Genomic DNA, 18,436 nt, shown 5'->3' on the forward strand with positions numbered 1-18,436 from the left:
GTGCTCAATGAACCATAAAAATAAAACCGCCCGCCGTTTGTTAACTCTGTGCTTCTTTGGCGGCCTGACGTTCGGCGCGACGGCGGCAGATAACAATCCGGCGTTAAAAGCGTTGTTTGATCAGGCTAATTACTGGCACGAAAAGTCGCATGACGATCTGGCGAAAGAAGCGCTGCAAAAAGTACTGATGGTGGACGCCAATAACACCCAGGCGTTGTACTTGATGGCGCTGTGGGCGCAGCAAGCCGGGGATATTAAAGGTGCTGCGCAGTGGCGTGAGCGACTTGCGGCGGTCTCGCCACAAGATAACAATTTGCAGGCGCTGGATAACGCGAAACAAATTCAGCAGATTCCCCGCGGGCAGTTGGATTTGGCGCGCCAGCAGGCCCGAAGCGGCAATATCCCCGCGGCGCTCGCGACCTGGCGCAGTTTGTTTAATGGTGACCAGCCGCCGCCAAGCCTTGCGCCGGAATACTATCTGACAATGGCAGGCGATAAATCGCTGTATCCACAAGCCGTGGAAGGTTTACGCCAGTACACTGCGCAAAATCCACAGGATAACGGTGGTCGCGTTGCGCTGGGTAAAGTGCTGACGTATCAGGAAGGCACTCGTCGTGAAGGTATGGACATCCTGCAAAATATGGCTAGCGGCAACCAGGATGCCGATAAAGCGTTGCGTCAGGCGCTGCTGTGGCTTGGCCCAACAGCAAGCGACGAACCGTATTATCAAACCTTCCTCCAGCGCCACCCAAAAGATACCGCGGTACAAGATTACTATCGTAAAAGTATTGGTGGTACGGCTAAAGGTGCAGGGTTTACCGCTCTTAACAGTGGCAATACGGATGCGGCAAAAAACCAGTTTGAACAAGTGCTGCAAACCAACCCGCAAGATGCCGATGCACTTGCCGGAATGGGCTATATCGCGCAGCGTAAGGGCGATTACACCGCAGCGGCAGAGTACCTGAACCGTGCGGCAAATCTTGGCGGTAACCAGTCTGATGAACGCAAACAGCAAGCCGATGACGCCGAGTTTTATGGCCAACTGGCGAGCGCACAGGCCGCATTCAAGCAGGGCAATATTAGCCAGGCACTGGCGCTTAGTGCGCCTCTGGCGCAGCAAAGTGGCGAACGCGGTACAGCGGCGAAATTATTCCGTGCCGATGTGCAGCGGCACAATAAAGATTACGCCGCCGCAGAACAGACTTTGCGCGGCATTCTGAACGAACAACCTAATAACGGTTCTGCGCGTGAAAACCTTTACTACGTGTTGCGCGAGCAGAACAAAACGGCTGAAGCGCAGGCGATGCTGCAAACTCTGCCAGCTAATTTGCAGGCGAAGCTACAGCCGCGTGTTTCAGGTGGAAATCCAGCCGACCCTGTGCGGCGACAAGCACAGCAGGCAGCGGAAAATGGCGATCCTCAGCGTGCTATCGCGATTTTGCAGCAAGGTGTGGCGCGCTATCCTTCCGACCCATGGTTGCGCCTCGATTTAGCACGGCAGCTACAAAAGCAGGGGAACAGTGCGCAAGCGAGTAACGTAATGGCCGCGTCTTTCCGGCCTAACGCGTCGAATACCGAACTGTATGCCGGTGCACTGTTTGCCAGCGAAAACAATGCCTGGCAGCAATCACAAACCTTGCTTTCGCGCATTCCAGCGTCCAGCCAAAATAGCGAGACGCGTGCGCTTGCGGCGCGTGTGAACTACAACCTGCAAATGTCGGTCGCCGAACGCTATCTGGCGCAGGGTGATACTGTTGCTGCGGCTAACACATTAAAAGCGTTGGCAATGCGTCCACCGCAAAGCCCGGCAGATGCGGGAAAACTGGCAAAAATGCTGGCGCAAACCGGTGATGTCAGCACTGCGGTGACGATTGTGCGCGACAATATGCGCCGTGGTGTACAGGGCAATGCAGGTGATTATGGCGACCAAATTGCGGTACTTAATCAGGCCGGGCTTGGCAATGAAGCGCAGGCGTTTCTTGCCAACCCAGAATTGCAGACGCGCAGCACTGCCACCCAACTTGCCAGTATGCGCAACGGCTACGTGATCAACGAAGTCGATCAATTGCGTACGCAGGGAAATTACGCAGCGGCGTATGACAAACTGATCCGCGCGATGCAAAGCGACCCGCAAAACACCGACCTGATGTTTGCCATGGCTCGTTTGTATCAGTCCGGTAAAATGAACAAAGAAGCAGGCGTGGTTTACGACTACCTGATGACGCGTGACACACCGCAGCAGGATGCGCGTGCCGGTGCCATTGATGTGGCGCTCGCCAGCGGAAACGTGGATAAAGCGAAACAACTGACTGCCGGATTGCGTAACGATGAAACACCGGATCGTTTGCTGTTATTGGCTCGTGTAGCGCAAGCCGATGGCAATCACCAGCAGGCGATGAGTTATTTGCGCACCGCTCGCGGTAAACTGCTTGGCCTGCAAGGAACTGGCGGCGGCATCGCACCAACGATAGGCGGTCTGGCATTGGCGGATAACCCGTTTACGCCGAAAACCTCCGTCGCCCCGCAAACCGCATCAAACTCGCTGTATGGCGAAGCGATGCCATGGCAAGTCGCGCAGCTGGCGCGTAATCCACAAACGGCACCTCCAGGCACCACGCGTACAGATTTGCCTGTCGAAACTGTGCAAGCAGGCACGCTGCGTCAGGTGGATAACATGATGGAGCAGCTAACCGAAAAAACGGCGACCTGGGCGCAAGGTGCTGTGGCGGTGCGCGGGCGTGATGGCGAAAGCGGGCTGAGCAAACTTACCGAAATTAAATCGCCGTTGCAGTGGTCAACGGTGCCGTTTGGCGACTCTCGTTTAGATCTTAACGTCACGCCAATTAGTCTTAATGCGGGAAGCGCTTCTGACGAATCCAGCCGTCGATTTGGTACTGGCGCGTTGATTCAGGGGCAGGTCGGCGAGGAGCTGTATAACGCTTCAACCACTACGCCGCCAGAACTGCCAAATATCGACAAAATCACCGTACCTTCTCAGGGCTCGCAAAGTGCAACGGGTGTCGAACTCGGCATGGCGCTTACGGGTGAACAGTACAAAGTGGATGTCGGTTCCACGCCGCTGGGTCAGGATTTGAATACCGTAGTCGGTGGTGTGCAGTGGTCGCCACAGCTAACCGATTACCTGAAATTAATTCTGACAGGTGAGCGTCGTGCTGTTGTCGATAGCCTGCTTTCTTATGTGGGTGTGGAAGATAAATTCAGCGGCAAGAAATGGGGACAGGTAACCAGGAACGGCGGTAGTGCGCAGCTAAGTTACGATAATGGCGATGCTGGTTTTTATGCTGGATTCGGGTTGTATAACTACTTGGGCGAAAACGTGCCGAGCAACAACAACGTCAACGGTTCAGCGGGTGTTTATCTGCGCCCATACCACTTTGACGACCGCGAGCTGAAAACCGGCATCAGCATGAGTTACATGAACTTCTCGAAAAACCTTAGCTACTTCAGCTACGGGCAAGGTGGCTATTTCAGTCCGCAGGATTATATCAGCGTCTCCTTCCCGGTGGATTACACACAGCAATTTGATAACTGGAAAATGTCGGTTGGCGCGTCGTTGGGTTATCAGTCTTATACCCAGGACGAGAGCCCGTACTTCCCTGGCGATTCGGGTTTGCAGTCGCAGCTTGAAGATTACGTCTCCCGCGGCTTTGCGAAAGAAGCCTGGTACAGCGGCAGTAGCCAAAATGGCATGGGTTATAACCTGCGTGCCGCAGCCGATTACAAAGTTAACAAAGATATGACGATTGGTGGTCAGGTCGGTTACGACACCTTTGGTGATTACAACGAAAGTACCGCCCAGCTCTACTTCCGTTACTTGCTTGGGAATAATTAATCATGAATGACGCGCAGCTTTTGCAATACTTTCAAAACCAGCAGACACAATCGGGTTGGTTCTCTCTGCTCCACATCATGATTGATAGCATGGTGCAAAATGCGGGCGAAGCGGAAAGCCGCCCGTTTCTGATACAAATGGGTGATACGTTGGCGGGGCGTAACCCATTAGCATTAGCGCGAACAGTGGGTGAACTCGAAGCACAGATAAATGTTCAGCTTGCCCGTTTCAACTGGGGCTATATTGATATCGAGGCCAGCGAAACGGCAATGCTGATTCGCCACATGGCCTTACCTGCTCCCGCTGAAGAAGCGCAGCAGGCTTCCTGGAATAATGCGTTCAGCGCGGTTCTGGAAGGAGTATACGCCCGTTGGTTACGCGATCAGGGCGGAAAACCGCATGTGTCGCTGTGGCGTGAATCTTCTGAGTCAGCAACAGTGGTACACTTTCGATATCAAAATAGTCGATGAGGTGCTTCGATGTGGCAGCGATGCAAAACGCTGATAGTGGCGGTGTTAGCCTTGGTCATCAGTCAGCAAGCGCTGGCTGATAGTGCGTGGGATAGCTATAAATCACGGTTTTTAATGCCTGATGGTCGAATCATCGACACCGGTAATAAAAACGTCAGCCACACCGAAGGCCAGGGCTTTGCCATGATGATGGCAGTGGTCAACGACGATCGCGCCAGTTTCGATAAGATGTGGAACTGGACGCGAAAAACCCTGAAAAACCCCGAAAACGGCCTATTCTACTGGCGATATAACCCGGTCGAAGCGCAACCCATCACCGATAAAAATAACGCTGCCGACGGGGATACGTTTATCGCGTGGGCGTTGTTAAAAGCCGGGAACAAGTGGCAGAGCCAGGAATATCTCAACGAGTCAGACGCGATTACTAAGGCGCTGGTGGCGCATAACGTTGTCCGTTTTGCGGGCTATCAGGTGATGTTGCCTGGTGCTAATGGTTTTAATCGCAACAGCTATGTAAATCTCAATCCTTCCTATTTTATCTTCCCGGCCTGGCAGGATTTTGCTAATCGCAGCCATTTAATGGTGTGGCAAGAATTGATTAACGATGGGCAAAAATTGCTGGGGAAAATGCATTTTGGCGACCCGCAACTCCCTTCCGACTGGGTTTCTCTATATTCCGATGGGCGAACCGTTCCGGCTACGCAGTGGCCTGCGCGCTTTAGCTACGATGCGATTCGCGTTCCACTTTACGTGTATTGGTTTAACCACAGCAGCCCGGAGCTTGCAGTCTATAAAGCCTGGTGGGGGCGCTTTGCCCGTGACAAAACACCTGCCTGGGTGAACGTCACAACTGGTAACACCGCGTCGTACATGATGGCCGGCGGATTACTGGCGGTTCGGGATTTAATTCTGCAACCCGCGAACTTAGCGCAACCACAAATTACTGCGCAGGAAGACTACTATTCGGCGAGTTTGAAAATGCTGGTGGCGTTGTCGGTGAGGTGATTTTTTGTTGCAGCCGATAGTCCTCTCACATTCCCTCTCCATCAGGAGAGGGAATGGGCTACAGATTTCCCCCATTAACAAGCCTCGACGCCTAAAACTCACCACAATGCAGTATAATCAGCCTGCACCAGAATACTTCTGGATAGTCACGGTAATTGCGGAGAGTAAGTTTGCGAGTCAGTCGTTCATTAACGATTAAACAAATGGCGATGGTGTCAGCCGTTTCCGTATTGTTTATTTTCATTTTTATCGTGGTGCAGCTTTTTCATTTTGTGCAGCAAAGCCGCTACGACACAGCCAGCCAAATGGAGAAGATCGCCCATTCGGTACGTATTCCGCTGTCTGCAGCCATCCTGAAAGCGGATATTCCCCAGGCTGAGTCAATCCTCAATCAAATACAACCTTCCGGGATTATCAGCCGGGCTGATGTCGTTTTACCCAATCAATTTCAGGCGTTACGCCAGAGCTTTGCGCCAGAGCGCCCTATACCGATGTGGATTGCTCGCCTGTTTGAGCTTCCCGTCCAAATTTCCTTACCGCTGTATTCACTGGAGCGCCCGGCCAACCCTCAGCCGTTGGCCTATCTGGTACTGCAAGCGGACTCCTGGCGGATGTACAAGTTCATCATCAGCACGATTTCGACGTTGCTGACCACATACTTGCTGCTGGCACTGATTTTGTCGGTGGCGATTAGCTGGTCGATTAACCGTTTGATTGTTCATCCGCTGCGCAAAATCGCCCGTGAGCTCGACAGCTTGAATCCGCACGATGCGGCGAGTCACCAACTCACGCTACCTCCTCTCCATCAAGATGACGAGATTGGCATGCTGGTGCGCAGCTATAACCGCAACCAACAAATGTCGCAGCGCCTGCAAAATGAAATGAGCGCGATGAGCACCCGGAACGCGCTTACCGAACTGCCAAATAAAACCTTGTTGCTGGCATTGCTTGAGCAACTCACGGCGGACGATAAGAAAAGTGCGTTGTTCGTGATTGCCAGTGAAACCTTGCAAGATGCTGCGGGTGTGCTTAACGAGGAGCAGCGAGACATGCTGCTACTGACGTTGGTCGAAAAGATTAAAAGTGTTCTACCACCGAATATGGTGCTGGCTCAGCTTAGTGGGAATGATTTCGGGGTTATTGCGCACGGCATTCAGGACGCCTGGCATGCCATGGCGCTGGCAAAACAAATAATTGCGACACTTAACGAAAAACTCCCGATTCAATCTATTTCGCTCAAGCCGACGGCGAGCATCGGTATTGCGATGTACCACGGCGGTTTGACTGCAGAACAGTTGTATCGTCGTGCGGTATCTGCGGCATTTTCTGCCCGTCGCCATGGCAAAAATCAGATTCAATTTTTCGACCCTGAACAGATGGAAATTGCGCAACGCCATCTGACGCAGGAGCATGATTTACTGACGGCTTTGGACAACCAGCAGTTTTCGATTTGGCTTCAACCGCAGGTCAATATGCGTACTAAAGAAGTTGTGAGCGCGGAAGTTTTACTGCGTATGCAGCAACCTGATGGCAGTTGGACATTACCCGAAGGCCTGATTGCGCGCATTGAAGATTGCGGGCTGATGTTCACGATTGGTAACTGGGTACTGGAGGAAGCGTGTCGTGTGCTGGCAGGTTGGCAAAGCCAGGGTATCACTATGCCGTTGTCAGTGAATGTCTCCGCACAGCAACTTCTGCATGAGGCAATGGGTTCATCATTGCTGGAATTACTGTCACGTTATCGTATTCAACCGGGCTTACTGATTCTGGAAGTCACGGAAAGCTATCGCATTGACGATCCGAAAAAAGCGGTCAGCGTTTTGCGTCCGTTGCGTAAAGCCGGAGTCAGGATCGCGCTGGATGACTTTGGTATGGGGTACTCCAGCTTACGTCATCTGCATCATTTGAAGGCGCTACCGGTTGATGCGCTGAAACTCGATAAAAGCTTTGTGGAAAGCTTACCGGAAGACCATGCGATGGCGGGGGTGATTATCGGTATGGCTAAGACACTTGGCCTGAAAGTGGTGGCTGAAGGGGTCGAGAATCAGGAGCAGTGCAACTGGTTGTTGAATGAAGGCGTGACCATCGCCCAGGGTTATCTTTTCTCCATGGCTCTGACTCTAAAAGAGTTTGATACGCAGTATTTGTCTACCACTCAACAGTAAACTATTTGTTGCAAATGTTATTCGGCTGGCGCGAGTCAGTTCAATTATTTAACAATTTTGCCTACAAATACGCGTTATGTCACTTTTGGGTGTTTTTGAGGGTGTTATTTTTGGTGCCGCAGGCCGATGGCCATTCAGGCGGCACTGTGGAATATCTACCTTTCAAGGACACCCTATGAAACTCTCTCTTTTCAAAAGCCTCTACTTCCAGGTCCTCACTGCAATTGCTGTCGGCATCTTGCTGGGACATTTTTACCCGGAAATAGGCGCGCAGATGAAACCGCTCGGCGATGCGTTCGTTAAATTGATTAAAATGATTATCGCACCGGTTATTTTCTGTACGGTTGTGACGGGCATTGCTGGTATGGAAAGCATGAAAGCCGTTGGTCGCACTGGTGCGGTGGCTTTGCTTTACTTCGAAGTCGTCAGCACCATCGCATTGATTATCGGCCTGGTCGTGGTAAACGTGCTGCAACCAGGTGCAGGTATGAATGTCGACCCGTCAACGCTCGATGCTAAAGCCGTGGCGATGTATGCCGATCAGGCGCAACAACAGGGCGTGGTTGCATTCTTACTGGATGTGATTCCTGGCAGCGTGATTGGCGCGTTTGCTAGCGGCAATATCCTGCAGGTGTTGATGTTTGCGGTTCTCTTCGGTTTTGCTCTGCACCGTCTCGGCCACAAAGGCCAACTGATTTTCAATGTCATTGAGAGCTTCTCGCAGGTCATTTTCGGCATCATCAATATGATCATGCGCCTCGCGCCAATCGGTGCTTTTGGTGCCATGGCGTTTACTATCGGTAAATATGGCGTCGGATCGTTGGTGCAGCTCGGCCAATTGATTATCTGTTTCTACATCACCTGTATCCTGTTCGTGGTGCTGGTATTGGGTTCTATCGCCCGAGTGACAGGTTTCAGCATTTTCAAATTTATCCGTTATATCAAAGAAGAACTGCTGATTGTTCTGGGCACATCTTCATCTGAATCTGCGCTGCCAAGAATGCTCGATAAAATGGAAAAACTCGGCTGCCGTAAATCAGTTGTGGGGCTGGTTATTCCGACTGGCTACTCGTTTAACCTTGATGGCACGTCTATTTATCTGACTATGGCGGCGGTGTTTATCGCGCAGGCGACTAACAGCCACATGGATATTTTCCACCAAATCACGCTGCTGGTGGTGTTGTTACTGTCCTCTAAAGGTGCTGCGGGTGTGACTGGTAGTGGTTTTATCGTGCTGGCGGCGACTATCTCCGCTGTAGGGCATTTGCCGGTGGCAGGCCTTGCGTTAATACTGGGTATTGACCGCTTTATGTCGGAAGCGCGTGCGCTGACAAACCTGGTGGGTAATGGTGTTGCGACAGTCGTTGTAGCGAAATGGGTTAAGCAACTGGACGAAAAACAGCTTAAAGAAACCCTCGATAATCCCAATTCCGCGAAAAAAGTGAGCGAACTATCTTCTTAATCCCCCTCAATTGCCCGCAGCGACTTGCCCTCGCTGTGGGCTACTGCGCATAATTAACCCTTGAGCCATTTTTTTTGGCATTTTTTGAATTTATAAAGTGACGTTTCCGCTAACATGCGGTCAAACGGAGTGGTGAAACGTCACCTTTGGTGGCTTTATCGCGTAATGTTATGTCGCCATTACACTTTTTAATCAGGATTGTTTTCCAGGGGTTAACATGCAGGGCACCAAAATTCGACTCTTAGCTGGCGGATTGCTGTTGGTCGCCGCCGCCAGTAATGTGCAGGCAGAAGCACTACAGCCCGACCCAGCCTGGCAGCAAGGTACCTTGGCCAATGGCTTCCAATGGCAAGTCCTGGCCACGCCTCAGCGCCCTAGCGATCGTATAGAAATTCGTCTGCTGGTCAATACCGGTTCATTGACTGAGACGACCCAGCAGAGCGGTTATAGCCACTTTGTCCCTCGCCTTGCGCTAACACAAAGCGGTAGTTTACAACCGGTACAGGTTCGTTCCTTATGGCAGCAAAGTGTGGACCCGAAGCGTCCGCTGCCACCGGCGATAGTCTCTTATGACTTCACACTGTTTAATCTCAGCCTGCCTAACAACCGTAATGATCTGCTCAAAGAAGCGCTAACTTATCTTTCCGACAGCAGCGGTAAACTCGCGATTAACCCAGAAACGGTGAATCTTGCGCTGCAAGCTCAGGATATGGTTGCAACATGGCCGATGGACACCAAAGACGACTGGTGGCGCTATCGCCTGAAAGGTTCCCCGCTATTAGGTCATGACCCGGCAGAAAACCTCAAGCAGCCGGTAGATGTCGAACAACTCAAAGCGTTCCACCAGAAATGGTATACCCCTGATGCCATGACGTTGATTGTGGTGGGTAATGTCGACAGCCGCAGTGTTGCTGACCAAATCAATAAAACATTTGGCACTTTGACCGGCAAGCGTGAAACGCCTGCACCGGTTGCCACGCTTTCTCCGCTCAAACACGAAGCGGTCAGTTTGATGACCAGCAGCGTGCGTCAGGACCGCCTCTCACTGATGTGGGACAACGCCTGGCAGCCGATTCGTGAATCTTCTATGTTATTGCGTTACTGGCGTGCAGACCTCGCCCGTGAGGCGTTGTTCTGGCATGTGCAGCAGAAACTTAGCAAACAGAATATCCAGGATCTGAACCTGAGCTTTGATTGCCGCGTGCTCTATCAGCGCGCGCAATGTGGCATCAACCTGGAATCACCGAACAACAAGCTGAACGCTAATTTGACGAGCGTAGGCAAAGAGTTGCTTAGCGTGCGTGATAAAGGGCTGTCGCAGGAAGAGTTTGATGCATTAATTGCGCAGAAAAAAAATGAACTAACCAAGTTGTTTACCACTTACGCCCGCACCGATACCGATGTGTTGATTAGCCAGCGTATGCGCTCGCTGCAAAACCAGGTTGTGGACATTGCCCCTGAACAGTATCAGAAACTGCGTCAGGATTTCCTGAACAGCCTGACACTGAACATGATGAACCAGGATTTGCGCCAACAACTCTCGCAAGAGATGGCGTTAGTGTTGTTGCAACCGAAAGGTGAGCCTGAATACAACATGAAGGATCTGCAAGCGACGTGGGACAAAGTAATGGTGCCCTCTAAGGCGCTTCCGTTAACGGATGAGCCTAAGCAGGATGTGTCGGATATTCCCCCGGCGCAGTAATAGCAAAAACTAAAAAAGCGCCGAAAGGCGCCTTTTTTATGAGTCGAATTAGACTCTGAATTACTTTGGCATTGCTTCTTTTGGAATGATAGCACCACGGTACTGAATCACGGTGCTCGCGGTCAAATGCCCGCGTTTTGCCGCATCTTGCGCACTGCCGCCAGTCAAACGCACAGCCAGATAGCCCGCGCTGAAAGAGTCACCGGCCGCAGTGGTATCGATGACTTTTTCTTTCGGCAATTTAACCGCAGGCACTTCTATCATTGATTCACCCTGAATTGCGACCAGGCAGGAATCTGCGCCACGCTTGATGACTACTTCGCGCACGCCAGCAGCCTGAGTACGGTGAATCACTTCTTCTACCGGTTTCTCGCCCCACAACAAATCTTCGTCATCCAGCGTCAGGAACGCGATGTCTGTGCAGGCCAGCATTTGCATATATACCCGTTGGGTCTCTTCACGGCTTGCCCACAGGCGCGGACGGTAGTTGTTATCGAAGATAACCTTGCAACCGTTAGCACGGCACTGAGCCAGCAATGCCATCAGTTTTTCACGGCTTGCCGCGTTGAGGATAGCCAGGCTGATACCGCTCAGGTACAGGTAGTCGAACTGTGCCAGTTCTGCACAAATAGCCTGTGCCTGGTCGCTCTCCAGCCAGAAGCGGGCGGCGGCTTCGTTGCGCCAGTAGTAGAAGGTGCGCTCGCCGGTAGAGTCGGTTTCGATGTAATACAGGCCTGGCAAACGGTGCTCCAGACGTTGTGTTAGCTCGGTATGCACGTTTTCTTGCTGCCAGGCATCCAGCATTTGTTGGCTGAAGTTATCTTCACCCAATGCGGTAACGTAATGGACTTCAAGGTCGGTAGCATCAACCTGGCGTGCGATGTAAACGGAGGTGTTAAGGGTATCGCCACCAAAGCCGCGGCTAACTTCCGCACCTTTTTGCGACAGTTCAATCATACATTCACCGATGACGGCGATTTTACGCGTTGGCATAGCAGTAGACCTGAATTAATAAGATTGCTGCTAGTTTGATGGGCGGTTAAAAACGAGTCAAACAATTTAAAACGATGTTTCGGAAAACTTTGAGCTAAGGCAGTTTATTGCCAATGTGTCAGAACGCTCTTTGATTGAAGTTGTACTGAAAGCGAACATAAAGTTCTCATCCATTACGCCGATAACTTGTCGATGAGCCATCCGAGTTATCAAGGTAAACAGGACGTACATGATGAAGTTTAAGCAGATCACTCACCGGCTTAATACGCTTGAGGCGAGTGTCGAAAGTTTGCAGGAGCGGCGGTTCTGGTTACAGTGCCAGCGGCAGTACACCTTCCAGCCGATCTATAAAATTGATGGCCATTTAATGGCGATAGAGCTGTTGACGGTGGTTATTCATCCGGAAGAACCAGAAATTCGCATTCCACCCGATCGTTACTTTACGTCTGTTTCTAGCCGCACGCGGCTAATGGTTATCGAGGAACAACTCAATCTGCTGGCTGGCTGGGAGTCTATTTTCATCGGCTACAAGATCTTAGCCTCGGTGAATGTAGATGGCCCAACATTGATGGCGATGAAACAGCATCAGCCGATTCTGGCGCTCATCAATAAAATGCCGTGGGTGCGTTTTGAATTGGTCGAACACATCACTCAACCGCAAGCCGTGACGCTGGCAACAATGCACGAATTCGGCCCACTGTGGCTTGATGATTTCGGCACCGGCGTTGCTAATTTCTCTGCATTAAGTGAGATGCGCTACGACTACATCAAAGTCGCACGTGACCTGTTCATCATGCTGCGCACCAGCGAAGAAGGCCGCAACTTATTCACCATGTTGCTGCAATTAATGAATCGCTACTGCAAAGGCGTTATCGTCGAAGGTGTTGAAACTGAAGACGAATGGCGCGATGTTCAATCTTCACCTGCATTCGCGGCGCAAGGCTATTTTCTCTCTCGCCCCATCCCATTTGAAGAGCTGGAAAGCGTGCTAACTCGCCTCTCCTGATGCCTTTTGGCCACGCTAAACTATCTTTAGTAAAGCGAGCCACATCAGGAAAAGGTGAAAGGCATGACAAAAACTGGAAAAATCGTAAGCGGAGTCGTCGGGGTTTTCTTGTTGTTGGTTGCGGTGGCAATCATTGTGATTGCGACGTTTGACTGGAATCGGCTCAAGCCGACTATCAACCAAAAAGTCTCGACAGAATTGAACCGCCCGTTCGCCATTCGTGGTGATTTAGGCGTGGTTTGGGAACGAAATAAAGAAGAAACCGGATGGCGCAGTTGGGTGCCCTGGCCGCATGTTCATGCCGAAGATATTATTCTCGGTAATCCCCCTGAAATTCCTGACGTGACGATGGTGCACTTGCCACGCGTTGATGCCACTCTGGCACCGCTGTCTCTGCTCACCAAAACCGTCTATATCCCATGGATTAAGCTAGTTCAGCCCGATGCACGGCTGATTCGCCTGTCGGAAAAAAACAATAACTGGACCTTCAAGTTAGCCAGTGACGGGCAAAAAAATCCCAATCAACCGCCATCTGCCTGGTCTTTCAGAGTGGACAATATTCTGTTCGACAAAGGCCGTATTGCGGTTAATGACAAACTCACCAAAGCAGAGATAGAAATCCTCGTCGACCCACTCGGCAAGCCGTTACCGTTTAGTGAAGTAGAAGGGCGCAAACCGAGTGGGAAAGATGCCGCAAAAGCGGGCGATTATGTCTTTGGCCTGAAAGTGCGTGGGCGCTATAACGGTGAACCTCTGGAAGGCTCAGGCAAAATTGGTGGCATGTTAGCGCTGCGTAGCGAAGGTGAAACCGCATTCCCGGTGCAAGCGGATATACATTCGGGGAATTCACGCGTGGCGTTTATTGGCACCATTAACGACCCGATGAAAATGGGGGGCGTAGATTTACAGCTGAAATTCTCCGGCGATTCGCTGGGTAATCTCTACGATCTCACTGGCGTGTTATTACCGGATACGCCGCCGTTCGAAACCGACGGGCACTTGCTGGCAAAAATCGACACCGAAAAAGGTTCGGTCTTCCGTTATCAGAACTTTAACGGGCGTATTGGCGACAGCGATATTCATGGTTCGCTGACCTATTCACAAGGAAAACCGCGGCCGAAGCTGGAAGGTGACCTTGAGTCGAAACAGCTCAGACTGGCAGATTTAGGCCCGTTGATTGGCGTGGATTCAGGTAAAGGCGCGCAGCAAAGTAAACAGTCTGAACAAGCCAAAGGCGAGAAAACCGTCCAGCCGAGCGATAAAGTGTTGCCCTACGACCGCTTTGAAACCGACAAATGGAACGCCATGGACGCTGATGTGCGCTTTAAAGGCGGGCGTATCGAACATAGCGGGACGCTGCCACTCAGTAATCTGACGACGCACGTCATTCTTAATAATGCTGATTTACGGCTTCAACCGCTGAAATTTGGCATGGCGGGCGGCACCATCAGCGCCAATATCCACCTTGAAGGCGACAAAAAGCCAATGCAGGGGAAAGCGGATATTCAGGCACGGCGTTTGCAACTCAAGCAACTGATGCCGAAAGTGGAATCCATGCAAAAAACGCTCGGTGAACTGAATGGTGATGCGGATTTGCGTGGACACGGTAATTCCATTGCCGCACTGCTAGGCAGCAGTGATGGCAACCTGAAATTGCTGATGAATGACGGGTTAATCAGCCGCAACCTGATGGAAATCGTTGGCCTGAATGTCGGGAATTACATCGTTGGGCAAATCTTTGGTGATGATGAAGTGCGAATTAATTGCGCGGCGGCAAACCTCGATTTACGCGATGGTGTGGCTACTCCACGCATATTTGCCTTTGATACCGAAAACGCGCTGATTAATGTCACCGGAACCACCAACTTTTCCAGCGAGCGGCTCGATTTAACCATCGACCCGGAGAGCAAAGGGATTCGGATAATCACGTTGCGTTCGCCGCTGTATGTTCGTGGGACGTTTAAAAACCCGGATGCGGGAGTGAAAGCAGGGCCGTTAATTGCTCGTGGTGCAGTTGCCGCAGCGCTTGCAACATTGGTTACGCCAGCCGCCGCGTTACTGGCACTGATTTCGCCTTCAGAGGGTGGGCAGAACCAGTGCCAGAATATTTTGGGGCAGATGAAGAAGTGATTTTGTCGGATGTCGCTACGCTAATCCGACTTACATTTTGGTTTCGTAGGGTGGATTAGCGTAGCGACATCCACCGTTTTCATTTTTCTACAGCGATAAATGACGTGTTTCTTTAGACACCAGCAACGCAACCAGCGTAATCGCAGACATCGCCGCCAGATACAAGCCCACATAGAACAGACCGTAATTCGACTGCAACCAGGTGGCGATGTACGGCGCTACAGATGCACCCAGAATCGATGCCACGTTATACGAGAATGATGCCCCGGTATAACGCACTTCTGTCGGGAACAACTCCGGCAGCAACGCGCCCATTGGGCCGAAAGTTAATCCCATCAGACTCAAGCCAATCAGCAAGAAGGTCATGACCAGTGTCGGGTTGCCGGAGCCTAACAGCGGTTGGAACACGGCTAATGCAAAGATAATCATCAGGCTAGTGATAACAATCATGCACTTACGACGGCCAAACTTATCAGCCAGATAACCCGCAATCGGCACCATCACGCCAAAACCAATGACTGCCATCATCAGCATCCACAACACGTCGTTGCGTGAGAAGCCAAGACCAACAGGCACGGCAGCGGTGCTGAAAGTCATGGAATAGACGGTCATGATGTAAAACAGCGTATACGTTGCCAGCATGATAAACGTGCCGATAACGGTGGCTTTCATGTGTTTCGTCAGCAGCGTACCAAGCGGGATTTTCACCTGCTTACCCGCTTTAGCAATCTTGGCGAATACGGGTGTTTCATGCAGCGAAACGCGCACATACAAGCCGATAATGACCAGCACAGCGGAAAGAATAAACGGTACACGCCAACCCCAGGACATGAATTGTTCGTCGGTCAGCAACCAGGACAGCAGCAAGAAGGTGCCATTGGCAAAGAAGAAGCCAATTGGCGCCCCCAATTGTGGGAATGAACCATACAGTGCGCGTTTGCGTGGTGGCGCATTCTCCGTAGCCAGTAATGCGGCACCGCCCCATTCACCACCCAGACCCAAACCCTGACCAAAACGCGCCAGCGCTAACAGCATTGGAGCTAGTACACCGATGGTTTCGTAGCTTGGCAGCAGGCCAATCACCACCGTGGAAACACCCATCGTCAGAAGGGATGCCACCAATGTCACTTTGCGGCCTACGCGGTCGCCAAAGTGACCGAAAAGCGCAGAACCAATCGGGCGCGCCACAAAAGCAATCGCGAACGTTGCCAGTGACTGTAGTGTTGCAGCTGTTGGGTCACCTTGTGGAAAGAAGATGTGCGGGAAAACAATGACGGCAGCAGTGGCGTAAATATAGAAATCGAAAAATTCGATGGCGGTGCCGACCAGAGAGGCAACGACAACTTTTCCGCGTGAGTTGACGGGTGTGGCGTCAGTTTCAGTATTGATTGAATTAGCGATGGTGGCTTGCATATGTTTTTCTTATTTATATCGAACGAAAAGCCATATTACGCACAGCAAAAGCCGCATTTCAACGCAGGCTTGTTAACCGCATTGTGCGATTAACAAGCAATGAGAGGATAATTTTTAGTCCAGAAAAGAAACATCTATGTAACACTTCACATAAATAAAAACTCAGCTAATAAAACTGCTTTTAGGTTAAATAAAAGTTACAGGCTGGATTTATATGCTGTGGTTGTCTATTCCCTCCGTGAGTGACGGGTTACTTGTGCGTTTTACCTGGCATTCTCGGGTCATCTTTGTACTGCGCGGTGGCAATCCACGCGGCGCAAAACAGCGTCAGGCGGGCAAAGAAATAGAAAAATGCCATCAAACCTAAAACGGAACCAAAGGCGGCACCTGACGGTGAACTCATCAGTTTCGGCAGGCTGTAGGTCATGATGATTTTAATCACCTCAAAACCAATGGCTGCAATAAACGTTCCGCGGATCAGCGCTTTTTTGCGTGGGCGATGGCGCGGCAATCGCCAGAAAATCCAGAAGAACAACAGATAGTTGGCAAAAATAGAGATAGTCAGGCCGACCAAATGCCAGACTGGTTTGAGCCATTCAATCCCGCCTAAATGTAAAAGGTTAATCAGCAATGTTTGGGCGGAACCTGAAATCGACGTAATGGATAACGTCACAATCAACGCAACCATTAACCCAACCAGTGACACCAAATCACGCAGATATTTTACCCAGAGTTTTTCCTCATCCTGTGGATTTCTCTCCCATTTATCTCGCGACTGCGCACGCACCGCTTCTCGCAAATTCCCCATCCAGTTGATGCCGGAATACAGCGCAATCAACAGCCCGACCAAACCAACTGTGGTGCGTTGTTGCACCGCTGTATTGATCGTGTTTTTAAGTGTGGCGGCAAGGGTTGGCTCGGTCACATTGGCGAGGATTTTATTGAAAATGTCCTCAAGTATCATGGGATGTGAGGCGAGGATGTAACCTGCGGTGGCAAACGCCACCATCAAAATCGGGATCAGCGACAAGAACGAAAAGTAGGTGATTGCCGCGCCAAACTGATTACCCATGCGGTCGTTAAAACGTTCCGTTGCTCGTAATAAATGCGCCACCATTGGGCGACGTTCGATGCGCCCGACAGTCGTATTCACGCTATCGATGGTCTTGTTGACCTTTTCATTACTGGTTTTGATTTTGACTATTGGCTCGTAGTCGAGCGTTTCAGTAGGGCGTTTCTCGGTGCTATCCGGCATGGTCATCAGGTGATTTTTCCTTTTGTTTTAGCAGGATCGTAAAGAAATTATAGCGGGAATGCTAATCGACATACCCTTTTACTAACCCCGTTAGCCATTCCATAAACAAATGAACGCGGCGCGAAAGGTTACGACGGTGCGGATATAGCAGGGAGACCGGCATCGGTTCGGCACGATATTGCGGCAGGATCTCCACCAGTTTTTTGCTTTTGAGAAGCTCTTTTACCCCGATGCGTGGTACTTGAATAATCCCAAGTCCGGCAAGGCACGCTGCCTGATACGTTTCGGTGCTATTCACGGTAATCACGCCACCTGTTTTTACCCAACGCGTTTTTTTATCTTCCCAGACTTCAAACCCTTGCGGGCGGCTGCCTAGGTTAAGTGCGTAATGCACCACGGCGTGAGAAGCCAGGTCGTCCAGGCTTTCAGGATAACCGAAACGTGCCAGATAATCGGGGCTGGCGCAGTTAATTAAAGTCAGTTTCCCCAAAGGCCGTGCCACCAGACCTGAGTCTTTAAGCTGCCCAACGCGCACCACGCAGTCGAACCCCTCGCGCACGATATCCACCATGCGATCGCTACTACTTAATTCCAGCTCAATACCAGGATATTGCTGCAAGAAAGCGGGGAGTTTGGGGATCACTAAATTTTTGGCCAGACCCACTGTCATGTCTACGCGCAAACGCCCGCTGACACTGCTTGGGTCGTGTAAAAACAGACCGTCCAGTTCATCAAGATTGGCTAATAGATCGCGGCAGCGTTCGTAATACACCATACCGTCTTGTGTTAGTTGCACTCGGCGAGTGGTGCGATGCAATAACCTTGTTCCGAGTATGCCTTCCAGCGCCTGAATCTGGCGCGATACGCTACCTTTAGGTAGGCCCAGAGTGTCTGCCGCACGAGAGAAACTTTCCAGTTCGGCCACTCGAATGAACAGCTGCATTGCCTGTATTTTATCCACTATTTTCTCGCATTGTTGTTG

The 18,436-nt window shown here is 51.1% G+C and carries 12 protein-coding genes; 8 read left to right on the forward strand and 4 right to left on the reverse strand.

Going from position 1 to position 18,436, the window contains the following annotated elements; all coding sequences use genetic code 11:
* The first annotated feature begins 7 nt into the window (after positions 1-7).
* The 6 genes from FH968_RS07650 (at position 8) to FH968_RS07675 (ending at position 10,657) form a co-directional block, all read left to right on the forward strand.
* The gene (locus FH968_RS07650; protein ID WP_139878546.1) at positions 8-3,853 is read left to right on the forward strand and encodes a cellulose biosynthesis protein BcsC; all 3,846 of its coding nucleotides are present in this window, start codon (positions 8-10) and stop codon (positions 3,851-3,853) included.
* A 2-nt stretch (positions 3,854-3,855) separates the two neighbouring features.
* Complete coding sequence (gene bcsD / locus FH968_RS07655) at positions 3,856-4,323, forward strand: cellulose biosynthesis protein BcsD (RefSeq protein ID WP_139878547.1); 468 nt, start codon at positions 3,856-3,858, stop codon at positions 4,321-4,323.
* A 9-nt stretch (positions 4,324-4,332) separates the two neighbouring features.
* On the forward strand, positions 4,333-5,328 hold the full coding sequence (locus FH968_RS07660) for a glycosyl hydrolase family 8 (RefSeq protein ID WP_139878548.1): 996 nt from the start codon (positions 4,333-4,335) through the stop codon (positions 5,326-5,328).
* Between the two features lie 170 nt (positions 5,329-5,498).
* Positions 5,499-7,493 carry a biofilm formation regulator HmsP gene (gene hmsP / locus FH968_RS07665; RefSeq protein ID WP_139878549.1) on the forward strand — a complete coding sequence of 665 codons (1,995 nt, stop codon included), beginning with the start codon at positions 5,499-5,501 and terminating at the stop codon, positions 7,491-7,493.
* A gap of 175 nt (positions 7,494-7,668) precedes the next feature.
* On the forward strand, positions 7,669-8,955 hold the full coding sequence (locus FH968_RS07670; RefSeq protein ID WP_139878550.1) for a dicarboxylate/amino acid:cation symporter: 1,287 nt from the start codon (positions 7,669-7,671) through the stop codon (positions 8,953-8,955).
* Between the two features lie 217 nt (positions 8,956-9,172).
* Positions 9,173-10,657, forward strand: a complete 1,485-nt coding sequence (locus FH968_RS07675) for a pitrilysin family protein (protein ID WP_139878551.1) — start codon at positions 9,173-9,175, stop codon at positions 10,655-10,657.
* 60 nt (positions 10,658-10,717) lie between these two features.
* On the opposite strand, the gene FH968_RS07680 is transcribed toward FH968_RS07675, so the two are convergent.
* Positions 10,718-11,650 (reverse strand): sugar kinase, encoded by a 933-nt coding sequence (locus FH968_RS07680; RefSeq protein WP_139878552.1) that lies wholly within the window; start codon positions 11,648-11,650, stop codon positions 10,718-10,720.
* A gap of 232 nt (positions 11,651-11,882) precedes the next feature.
* Here FH968_RS07680 and pdeH point away from each other — a divergent pair, with 232 nt between their 5' ends.
* Together pdeH and FH968_RS07690 are read left to right on the forward strand one after the other, a co-directional pair.
* Positions 11,883-12,656, forward strand: a complete 774-nt coding sequence (pdeH, locus tag FH968_RS07685) for a cyclic-guanylate-specific phosphodiesterase (RefSeq protein WP_139878588.1) — start codon at positions 11,883-11,885, stop codon at positions 12,654-12,656.
* Between the two features lie 63 nt (positions 12,657-12,719).
* A complete protein-coding gene (locus FH968_RS07690; protein ID WP_139878553.1) occupies positions 12,720-14,786 on the forward strand; it encodes an AsmA family protein in 2,067 nt (688 codons plus the stop codon).
* A gap of 87 nt (positions 14,787-14,873) precedes the next feature.
* Here FH968_RS07690 and FH968_RS07695 read toward each other — a convergent pair whose 3' ends face one another.
* The 3 genes from FH968_RS07695 to FH968_RS07705 all read right to left on the reverse strand — a co-directional run bounded on the left by FH968_RS07695 (position 14,874) and on the right by FH968_RS07705 (position 18,415).
* Positions 14,874-16,199 carry an MFS transporter gene (locus FH968_RS07695; RefSeq protein ID WP_139878554.1) on the reverse strand — a complete coding sequence of 442 codons (1,326 nt, stop codon included), beginning with the start codon at positions 16,197-16,199 and terminating at the stop codon, positions 14,874-14,876.
* Between the two features lie 250 nt (positions 16,200-16,449).
* Positions 16,450-17,454 (reverse strand): inner membrane protein YhjD, encoded by a 1,005-nt coding sequence (gene yhjD / locus FH968_RS07700; RefSeq protein ID WP_370451485.1) that lies wholly within the window; start codon positions 17,452-17,454, stop codon positions 16,450-16,452.
* 61 nt (positions 17,455-17,515) lie between these two features.
* The gene (locus FH968_RS07705; RefSeq protein WP_139878556.1) at positions 17,516-18,415 is read right to left on the reverse strand and encodes a LysR family transcriptional regulator; all 900 of its coding nucleotides are present in this window, start codon (positions 18,413-18,415) and stop codon (positions 17,516-17,518) included.
* Positions 18,416-18,436: the final 21 nt, after the last annotated feature.

It is taken from the genome of Buttiauxella sp. B2 (assembly GCF_006376615.1).
In the GTDB taxonomy this organism is placed as follows: domain Bacteria; phylum Pseudomonadota; class Gammaproteobacteria; order Enterobacterales; family Enterobacteriaceae; genus Buttiauxella.

Excerpts from the sequence above, each read along its gene's own strand:
- FH968_RS07650 (WP_139878546.1), top strand. The coding sequence starts at position 8 with ATGAACCATAAAAATAAAACCGCCCGCCGTTTGTTAACTCTGTGCTTC.
- FH968_RS07690 (WP_139878553.1), top strand. The coding sequence starts at position 12,720 with ATGACAAAAACTGGAAAAATCGTAAGCGGAGTCGTCGGGGTTTTCTTG.
- bcsD (WP_139878547.1), top strand. The coding sequence starts at position 3,856 with ATGAATGACGCGCAGCTTTTGCAATACTTTCAAAACCAGCAGACACAA.
- FH968_RS07660 (WP_139878548.1), top strand. The coding sequence starts at position 4,333 with ATGTGGCAGCGATGCAAAACGCTGATAGTGGCGGTGTTAGCCTTGGTC.
- FH968_RS07670 (WP_139878550.1), top strand. The coding sequence starts at position 7,669 with ATGAAACTCTCTCTTTTCAAAAGCCTCTACTTCCAGGTCCTCACTGCA.
- FH968_RS07695 (WP_139878554.1), bottom strand. The coding sequence starts at position 16,199 with ATGCAAGCCACCATCGCTAATTCAATCAATACTGAAACTGACGCCACA.
- yhjD (WP_370451485.1), bottom strand. The coding sequence starts at position 17,454 with ATGCCGGATAGCACCGAGAAACGCCCTACTGAAACGCTCGACTACGAG.
- FH968_RS07675 (WP_139878551.1), top strand. The coding sequence starts at position 9,173 with ATGCAGGGCACCAAAATTCGACTCTTAGCTGGCGGATTGCTGTTGGTC.
- pdeH (WP_139878588.1), top strand. The coding sequence starts at position 11,883 with ATGAAGTTTAAGCAGATCACTCACCGGCTTAATACGCTTGAGGCGAGT.
- FH968_RS07680 (WP_139878552.1), bottom strand. The coding sequence starts at position 11,650 with ATGCCAACGCGTAAAATCGCCGTCATCGGTGAATGTATGATTGAACTG.